Here is a 6,912-nt window from a genome sequence, read left to right as displayed (position 1 = left end):
ACAAGGTTACACCCTTCTCACAACCCATCCGGCGGCAGGCCGGGCCCGGTCGCGGCGGGTCGGAACTTGTCGCGCTTGCGCTCGCGGTAGAAGGCATAAAGGCCGGAGGCGACGATGATCGCGGCGCCGGCGAGCATCGCGCCGTCGGGCCTGTGGCCGAAGGCGAGATAGCCTGTCAGCATCGCCCACGGCAGCGCCGTGTAGCGGAACGGCGCCACCGCCGAGATGTCGCCTGTGCGCAGCGACACGATGATGCATTGGTAGCCGATCAGGATCAGCACCGCCGCGAATGCGAGCAGGCCGAGCGCGTGACCGGACGGCGCCTTCCAGCCGCCGAGCGGCACCAGCACGACGGCGCCCGCCGTCGTCACCGTCACGGTGGTGAGCAGCGTGATGAACACGGTCGGCAAGTTCTTCGGAATGCGGCGGGTTGCGAGATCGCGCACCGCGCAGAAGCCGACCGAGGCCAGCGCGAGCAGCGCAGCCTGGCTAAACCCCTCCGCCCCGGGACGGACGATGACCAGCACGCCGATGAAGCCGGCCGCGATCGCAAGCCAGCGCCGCCAGCCGACCGGCCCGCCGAACACCAGAGCCGCGCCCAATGTGATGACGAGCGGCAGCGCCTGGAAGATCGCCGACGCATTGGCGAGCGGGATCTGCGCGATCGCCGAGAGATAGGTCAGCGTGCCGCCGATCTCGCCGAGCACGCGCAGGCCGACCGGCCAGATCAACAACGCGCTGAAGCTCCGGAGCGCATCGCGGTACCAGGCGAGCGCTGCGACCAACACCATTGCGACCAGGCCGCGGACGAGCAGGATCTCCCCGATGTTGAGCTCCACCGACACCGCTTTGGTGATGGTGTCGTTGACCGTGAAGCTGGCCATGGCCGCAGCCATGAACAGGCTGCCGCGAAGATTCGAGGAAAGGGGCAAAGTGAAAGCGTCCGATCAGGACCAGGGCGGGCGTTGACCGGACTGACTTGCCAAAGCGGCGCCGCGAACTCAAGTCACAGATGGCTACAATGCGGAAACATGCCGCATCTTGCAGAAGTGGCGCAACGCCAGATCGATCGCCGGAATCCTTTTGTTCCCTCGCCCCGCTCTTGCGGGGTCGAGACGAGCGAAGCTTGCTCTTAGAGGGTTGGGGTGAGGGGCTGTCTCAGCAAACGCGGCGAAAGTCGGAATCGTGGAGAGCCCCCTCACCCGGATCGCATCTAAGATGCGATCCGACCTCTCCCCGCAAGCGGGGCGAGGCTAAAAAGAAAAGCGGCGCGAACCCTAAGGGATCGCGCCGCATTCTCGGATCAGGTTGCGCCGGCCTTCTGCGCGTATTCCCATGACGCCTGCGACAGCGGCACGGTGCGCTTGGCCGATTCGAGGGCCTTGGCATTCGCGGCGGTGCCGTCGCGGACGCGGCCCGCAATCCCCTGCGTGATGCCGGCGAGACGGAACAGATTGTAGGAGAAGTACCAGTTGAGATCCGGCACGGCCATGCCGGTGACGTTGCAATAGATCTGCGCGGCTTCGTCCTGGCTCGGAATGTTCAACGCCTTGAGGTCGGCGTTGGCGAGGCCCGGCATGGTCCACTGCATCAGCAGATAGGTGAAGTCGGCCATGGGATCGCCGAGCGTCGACAATTCCCAATCCAGCACCGCCTGCACCCGCGGCTCGGTTGCATGGAAGATCATGTTGTCGAGGCGATAGTCGCCGTGCACAACCGAAACGCGCTTCTGTTCCGGCACCGTCTTCGGCAGCCACTCCGCAAGCTTCTCGAACTCCGGAATATGCTGCGTCTCGGACGCGCGGTACTGCTTGGTCCAGCGATCGACCTGGCGCGCAAAATAATTGCCGGGCTTGCCGAAATCGCCGAGGCCGATCTTTTCGGGATCGAGGATGTGCAGCTTGGCCAACGTCTCGATCTTGCTGGTGAAGATCTTGCGCCGCGCGTCCGGCTCCTGGCTCGGCAGCGTCGGATCCCAGAACACCCGTCCCTCCTCCATCGACATGATGTAGAAGGCCGAGCCGATCACCGCATCGTCGGTGCACAGCGCGTAGGCTTTCGCGACCGGGAAATTCTGTTTGCCGAGCGCCGCGATCACGCGGAACTCGCGATCCACCGCATGAGCCGACGGCAACAATTTACCGAACGGCCGGCGGCGCATCACATAATTGCGGCCGGGGGTTTCGAGCTTGTAGGTCGGGTTGGACTGGCCACCCTTGAACTGCAGGACCTTGAGCGGGCCCTGATAGCCCTCGACGTGCTCCTTCATCCAGGCGCCGAGGCTCGCCTCGTTGACGCGATGACGCTCCTCGACTTCCCGTGTTCCGGAAAATTCTTCGTCTTTCCTGACGCCGTCCGCCACGATGACGCTCCCTCAGTTTTTATGGAGAGCCGTCCGGCGCTCCCTCAATCAGGCTGGCACGCCAGCCTGATCTCGCTTTTCATTCTGAGCACGATGTGCGCGCGAACGCCATGCGTTCCGCATCATGCTCAGTGCGACGTGTTTGCATACTTCCGAAGTTCAAGCCTGGCAATGGCGCGATTGTGCACCTCGTCCGGACCGTCGGCGAGCCGCAGCGTGCGGATGTGAGCATAGGCCTTCGCGAGCCCAGCTTCGTCGGAGACGCCGCCGCCGCCAAACGCCTGGATCGCCTGGTCGATGATCTTCAGCGCCATGTTGGGGGCTGCGACCTTGATCATCGCGATCTCGGCCTGTGCGGTCTTGTTGCCGACCTTGTCCATCATGTCTGCGGCCTTGAGGCACAGCAGGCGGTTCATCTCGATGTCGGTGCGGGCCTCGCCGATGCGCTGCTCCCAGACCGAGTGCTCGATGATCCTCTTGCCGAACGCGGTGCGTGAGGCAAGCCGCTTCACCATCTTCTCCAGCGCCTCTTCGGCCTGGCCGATGGTGCGCATGCAGTGATGGATGCGGCCCGGGCCGAGACGGCCCTGCGCGATCTCGAAGCCACGGCCTTCGCCGAGCAGGATGTTTTCCTTCGGCACGCGGACGTTCTCGAGCAGCACCTGGGCGTGGCCGTGCGGCGCATCGTCGAAGCCGAACACCGGCAGCATCTTCTCGACCTTGATGCCGGGGGTGTCGAGCGGCACCAGGATCTGCGACTGCTGCTGATGCTTGGCGGCGTTGAAGTCGGTCTTGCCCATGAGGATCGCGACCTTGCAGCGGGGATCGCCGACGCCCGACGACCACCATTTGCGGCCGTTGATGACGTAGTGATCGCCGTCCTTCTCGATGCGGGTCTCGATGTTGGTGGCGTCAGAGGATGCAACCGCCGGCTCGGTCATCAGGAAGGCGGAGCGGATCTCGCCGTCCATCAGCGGGCGCAGCCATTTGCGCTTCTGCTCCTTGGTGCCGTAGCGGATGAACACTTCCATGTTGCCGGTATCGGGGGCGGAGCAGTTGAAGACCTCCGAGGCCCAGGAGATGTGGCCCATCTCTTCCGACAGCAGCGCGTATTCGAGATTGGTCAGTCCCGCGCCGTGGAATTCGTCATCCTCATGCGAGGACGGCGGCATGAACATGTTCCAGAGACCTTCGGCCTTCGCCTTCTTCTTCAGATCCTCGAGGATCGGGATCACCTTCCAGCGCGGGCCTTCGGCATCCTGCTTGTCATAGATCGGCACGGCCGGGCGGACATGCGTTTCATGAAAACCTGAACGCGCTCCAGCCACTCCTTTTGCTTCGGCGACATCGTGAAATCCATGGGACGCTCCTCGTTTCCTAGACTTGGGCCTTGGACTGGGCCGGTTGGGCAACATTGTCGACCCCGCCTCCGCGGCTCGCAAGGGCGTTCGCGGAACGGGCGGAGGTGGTGTGCCAGAATGACGCCCCGCGCGCAGCGGATTGACATTTCCGGCTCTTCAAACGATAGTTTCATACAAATGTTTGAAATGCAACTCCCTGTCGTCTTCGTCGTTCCCGCGCAGCGCGCGGACTGACTGAAAGGCTCTCAGCCATGGCCAGCGACCACACCCGATCCGCCATTCTCGCCGCCGCCGAGCGGCTCTATGCCGACCGCGGCTTCGGCGACGTCACGCTGCGCGACATCGTCGCGGAGGCGAACGTCAACCTCGCGGCGGTGAACTACCATTTCGGCTCCAAGGATGAACTGATCGCGGAGCTGTTCGTCACCCGCAGCATCCAGACCAACCGCGAGCGTCTCAATGAATTGAGGGCGGCGGAAGATGCCGGCGGCGGCCGCGCCGTGATCGAGGACATCATGCGCGCCCTCGTCGGCCCCACTTTGCGCGGCTGCCTCGGGCCCGACCGCGAGGGCTCGACCGCGGCGCGCTTCATGATCCGCGCCTCGATCGAATCGGTGCCGCCTATCCGCCGCATCAAAAATCGCGAGGTCGACCATCTGCGCAAGTTCGCCGCGGCGATGCGCCGCGCGATGCCCGGCCGCGACGACACCGAACTCTATTGGGGCCTGCACTTCGCGCTCGCGATGGCGCACCACACCATCCGCGAGAAGGAGCGCCTGCTGCGGCTGTCGGAAGGCAAATGCGACCTCGACGACGTCCGCGCCATCATCGACCGCGTGGTCACGGTCTCGGTGATGGCGCTGACGATGGGTGACGTGGCGAGCAAGCCGGCCGCGCGGCCGGTCCTGGTGCACGGCCGGCTGACGCGCCAAGATCTGTAGGACTTCCCGCCCTACACCATCGCGATGCAGTCGATCTCGATGTCGAACGGTCCGGTCCATTCCGGAATGCAGACGAAGATCCGCGCCGGCAGATCATCCGCGAAATATCGTCGGTAGATCGCGTTGAACGTCGCGAAGTGCTTCGCCGAGGTGCAGAAGATGCTGCACTTCATCACGTTGTCGAACGAGGCGCCGGCGGCAGCGAGGCACTGTTTGAGCTGCTCCATGACGAGCTCGCTCTGCCGCTCGATCGACGCCCCGGTGGCGATCTCGCCGGTTACGGGATCGAACGGCGGCAGGCCGGAGACGAACACCATGTTGCCGGCGCGCGTGACCGCCGATGCCGGCGCCTTCCAGCGCTCCAGCCAGCTCGATATCGGTTCGACGCGGACCACTTCCCGTTTCATGATTGGCACCTTCGATGGGGGATCGATGGCGCCAATCTAGCAGTTGGATGTCAATGATGTTTCGATAGACGTCGAAGTGTTGATGCAGCGGACCGCTCCATCGCGGTCATCCTGAGGTGGTCGCTCCTTCAGCGGCCCTCGAAGGATCGACGGCCACCAGCCGGGCCGTTCATCCTTCGAGGCTCGCTCCGCTCGCACCTCAGGATGACGGTGATAGATGCGCTGATACGACTCCAATCCCGCCTACAAAATCCCCTGCGCCTTCAGGCCTTCGACCTTGGCCTCGTCGTAGCCGATGGTCGCCAGTACGTCCTTGGTGTCGGCGCCGAGCAGCGGCGGCGCGCGGTAGTCGGTGATCGGGGTGCCCGAGAAGGTCAGCGCATTGCGAATCAGCGACAGGTTCGGCTCGAAGGGATGGTCGACCTTCACCCGCATGCCGCGCGACTGCACGTGCGGATCGCTGAACACCTGCTCGAAATTGTTGATCGGGCCTGACGGCACGCCGGCCTCCTCGAGCTTCTCCAGCCAGTAGGCGACCGGCTGCTTCAGGAACAGGCCGGCGAAGATCGCCATGATCTCCTTGCCGTGCACGACGCGGTCGTTGTTCTTGACGAAGCGCTTGTCGTTGGCGAGCTCGGGTTCACCGAGCACCGCACAGGTGCGCTGGAACTGGCCGTCATTGCCGACCACCAGCATCAGCTCGCCGTCGGTGCAGCGGAACACGCCGGCCGGCATGCCGCCATTGCCCCAGGTGCCGCGGCGCGGCGGCATGTTGCCGTTGACGAGATAGATCTGCAGCCAGTGCGACAACGAGGCGATCACCGTGTCGAACAGGCAGACGTCGACATGCTGCCCCTCCCCATTGTTGGCGTCGCGATGGTAGAGCGCCGAAAGAATTCCGATCGAGGTGTTCATGCCGGTCATGTAGTCGACGATCGAGGGGCCGACCTTCATCGGGCCAGCACCGGGCTCGCCGTCGATATGGCCGGTCACGCTCATCAGGCCGCCCATCGCCTGCAGGATCGCGTCATAGCCGGCGCGCGTAGCGTACGGACCGGTCTGGCCGAAGCCGGTGACCGAGCAATAGATGATGCCGGGGTTGAGCTGCTTGATGGTCTCGTAATCGAGGCCGTAGCGCTTGAGGTCGCCGACCTTGTAGTTCTCCATCATCACGTCGACCGACTTCGCGAGCTCGCGGATGATGGCCTGTCCTTCGGGCTTGGCGATGTTGACCGTGACCGACTTCTTGTTGCGGTTGGCGCAGAGGTAGAACGAGTTGTTGTTGTTCGCCTTGCCTTCGGGATCGGCGAGATAGGGCGGACCAAAGGCGCGGGCGTCATCGCCGCCGCCGGGCCGCTCGATCTTGATCACCTCGGCGCCGAGATCCGCCAGCATCTGGGCCGACAGCGGCCCCGCGAGCACCCGCGTCAGGTCGAGAATTTTGATGCCCGAGAGTGGCAGAGCCGACATGAAGCATTCCTCCGATATCTTGAAAATCTTGATTATGTGGCGCCGGACCGGGCCCTGCCCGAGTTCGCGGCGCGCCAGAGCCAGCGGATACACCATTTTGGTGCCGCGAGCACTGCATTGTCGGCATGAAGCCATCCCCGGACGGCCTATGTGCGGCGCACCGGCAGCTCCGGGGAACCGCCCGCGAGAATCGCCCCCCATTGCCGTCACGCGAAATTGTGAAGATGGCCGACACCGATTTGACTCAGCCCCAACGGTATCTTGCCGCGACGAGGAGGACACCATGCGGACGATCATGATGGTTGGGCTGCTGACGCTGGTTGCGGCCGCGATGCCACCGGCCGCCGCGCGCGGCGGCCATGGCCATGGCG

Annotated in this window: 5 protein-coding genes and 1 pseudogene; 1 reads left to right on the top strand and 5 read right to left on the bottom strand. The window is 64.2% G+C overall.

What is annotated here, in order from left to right; translation table 11 throughout:
• Nucleotides 1–17 precede the first annotated feature (17 nt).
• The 3 genes and pseudogenes from H8A92_RS39005 to H8A92_RS38995 form a co-directional block, all read right to left on the bottom strand.
• A complete protein-coding gene (locus H8A92_RS39005) occupies nucleotides 18–932 on the bottom strand; it encodes a DMT family transporter (RefSeq protein WP_229200584.1) in 915 nt (304 codons plus the stop codon).
• Between the two features lie 371 nt (nucleotides 933–1,303).
• A complete protein-coding gene (locus tag H8A92_RS39000) occupies nucleotides 1,304–2,362 on the bottom strand; it encodes a phosphotransferase family protein (protein ID WP_229200583.1) in 1,059 nt (352 codons plus the stop codon).
• A 128-nt stretch (nucleotides 2,363–2,490) separates the two neighbouring features.
• Nucleotides 2,491–3,722, bottom strand: a pseudogene (locus H8A92_RS38995) (acyl-CoA dehydrogenase family protein).
• Nucleotides 3,723–3,974: 252 nt separating this feature from the next.
• On the opposite strand from H8A92_RS38995, the gene H8A92_RS38990 reads away from it, so the two are divergent.
• Nucleotides 3,975–4,664, top strand: a complete 690-nt coding sequence (locus H8A92_RS38990) for a TetR/AcrR family transcriptional regulator (RefSeq protein WP_229200582.1) — start codon at nucleotides 3,975–3,977, stop codon at nucleotides 4,662–4,664.
• Nucleotides 4,665–4,675: 11 nt separating this feature from the next.
• Here the strand turns inward: H8A92_RS38990 and H8A92_RS38985 are convergent, their stop codons facing one another.
• On the bottom strand, nucleotides 4,676–5,071 hold the full coding sequence (locus tag H8A92_RS38985; protein ID WP_229200581.1) for a Rid family hydrolase: 396 nt from the start codon (nucleotides 5,069–5,071) through the stop codon (nucleotides 4,676–4,678).
• Between the two features lie 243 nt (nucleotides 5,072–5,314).
• Entirely contained in the window at nucleotides 5,315–6,541 is a 1,227-nt protein-coding gene (locus H8A92_RS38980) for a CaiB/BaiF CoA transferase family protein (RefSeq protein WP_163150647.1), read from the bottom strand.
• Between the last annotated feature and the right edge of the window lie 371 nt (nucleotides 6,542–6,912).

The sequence above is a fragment of the Bradyrhizobium acaciae genome (assembly GCF_020889785.1).
GTDB classification, from domain to species: Bacteria; Pseudomonadota; Alphaproteobacteria; order Rhizobiales; family Xanthobacteraceae; genus Bradyrhizobium; species Bradyrhizobium acaciae.
The sequence above is the reverse complement of the archived record's forward strand: the minus strand, read 5'-3'. Positions and strand labels throughout refer to the sequence as shown.